Below are 1,748 nucleotides of genomic sequence, written 5' to 3'. Positions count from 1 at the left end.
GCAAGGAGTGCTTTTTAAACGAGCTGTGCCACAGCAAGGATAAGAATTTCCCGTAAAATTTTAGCCTGCAAATGCAAGCTTAAATTTACTGGCTTAAATTTGACGGAATTTTAAAATTTTGACGCCTTGCTTAAACCCACTCTACGGCAGACGTTCGGCTTATTATGGCGCTAAAATTTAGATTGAAATTTTATAAACGCCTCTTTGATTTTTATCTTTTAGCAAATTAGCGTTTTGCTTTCGGGACCTACTGTTTTGCCAGCCAAGCCCGGTATCCTTCACTTTTAATCACGTCCGCGATGCTTTTTGCCACCTCCTGCGGCAAAAATTCGGACTTTTTATCGATGACGGACACTAGCGCGTAAGTGCTATCGTAATCTTGCAACTCCAAGCCCGCGCGCACCAGCGTTTCGTATAAAAACGGCTCGTCTTTTTCGATGCTTACCGCATCATCGTTTAAAAACCCATAGATGAACGCAAGCTGTTTTTTATCGCCGATTTTTAAAAAATAATCGGCTAAATTCGTCGCGCTCTTAATGATGATTTTGCGTAGCTCGTCTATCTGCTGCGCAGAGTAACGCTGGGTAATCAGCCGCCAATTTTCCGCCATCCTCGCCGCAATGATAGACAGCTTGAAAGCTCTGCCGCCATAAGCGTATTTTTCGCTTTCGTCGCCGATTTTTTCTATAGCCTCGAATTCGCTCATCATATACTCGTATAGCTCCTCATCGCTGCCGCTGAAATTTTCTAAATATATCGTCTCGGCGATAGTCTTGGAATTTTTAGGCAGATCGCCTGCGTATTCTGGCTCCTGCTCTTCATTTTCTTCGTCCCAGGCGGCTTTTCTAGCTTCAAAAGTTTTAAAATCCACTAGCGGATTAGCGCCCTTTTTTACAAATTCAAAAAAAGCAGAAATATCTATCTGATACTCATCTTCGCAAATTCCGTCCTTAAACATCAACTCGCAATTTTCAAAAAATTCCCAACCATCAAGCGCGCCTAGGTAGCTTTGACCGATCCGTCCGTCTAGGACATAGACGCATTCGCTAGCGCTATGATCAGGCATCGCGTGGTCGTTTGAGACGATATATGGCGCTTGCGTTTTTCCAAAAACCTGCAACATTCCGTCGTTGTATTCGCCGCTTATGCCCCAAAGCGCCGTTAGATTGCCGCCGATTGCGATAACGCCGTCCTGCGAATGCAGATAATTGCACGCCGTATTTTTGGCGACTTGCAAAAACAGATAATCATCATCGATGATATCGCCGTCGGTGGATAAATTTCCATTAACAAACATCGCTCGTGCGCTATTTTTACCGCCCGCGTCGCTAAATTTATCCTCAAGCCAAGCGGAATTTAGCGTGCCTCCCGACAGGCTAAGATCGCCGTCAAACACCAGCACGTCAAAACTACTATCCAAATGTAAATTTGAGCCGTATTTTTTCTCAAATTCATCATAAGGCAGTATAAAAACGGGTGGAATTTTCATCGCAAAAGAGCTACGACTTTCGTATCGCTTTGCTTGTGATTTAACGATCTGCTCGCAATTTTGCAGAAAATTTTTGATCTGGTTTTTCATTTTTATCTCCTTTTAAATTTGCTATTTACGGCGGGTGTTCCTGTCATATAGCATGCGGAATAAAAATTTTGCCAAATTTCGAAAAAGCACTCGCGAGACGAGCCGCCCAAATAAAATAAAGGCGAAGTATTTTTGTTCTAGACGAGGCGGATTTAAATTTAAGGGCGGG

Annotated in this window: 1 protein-coding gene; it reads right to left on the bottom strand. The window is 43.2% G+C overall.

Going from position 1 to position 1,748, the window contains the following annotated elements; translation table 11 throughout:
* Positions 1–247: 247 nt before the first annotated feature.
* Positions 248–1,579 (bottom strand): hypothetical protein, encoded by a 1,332-nt coding sequence (locus tag Q0340_RS05965; protein WP_298082546.1) that lies wholly within the window; start codon positions 1,577–1,579, stop codon positions 248–250.
* Positions 1,580–1,748: the final 169 nt, after the last annotated feature.

It is taken from the genome of uncultured Campylobacter sp. (assembly GCF_938045595.1).
Classification (GTDB): Bacteria; Campylobacterota; Campylobacteria; order Campylobacterales; family Campylobacteraceae; genus Campylobacter_B.
This window is presented reverse-complemented; position numbering and strand designations above follow the sequence as displayed.

Coding starts and splice junctions, on each gene's coding strand:
- Q0340_RS05965 (WP_298082546.1), bottom strand. CDS start 1,579: ATGAAAAACCAGATCAAAAATTTTCTGCAAAATTGCGAGCAGATCGTT.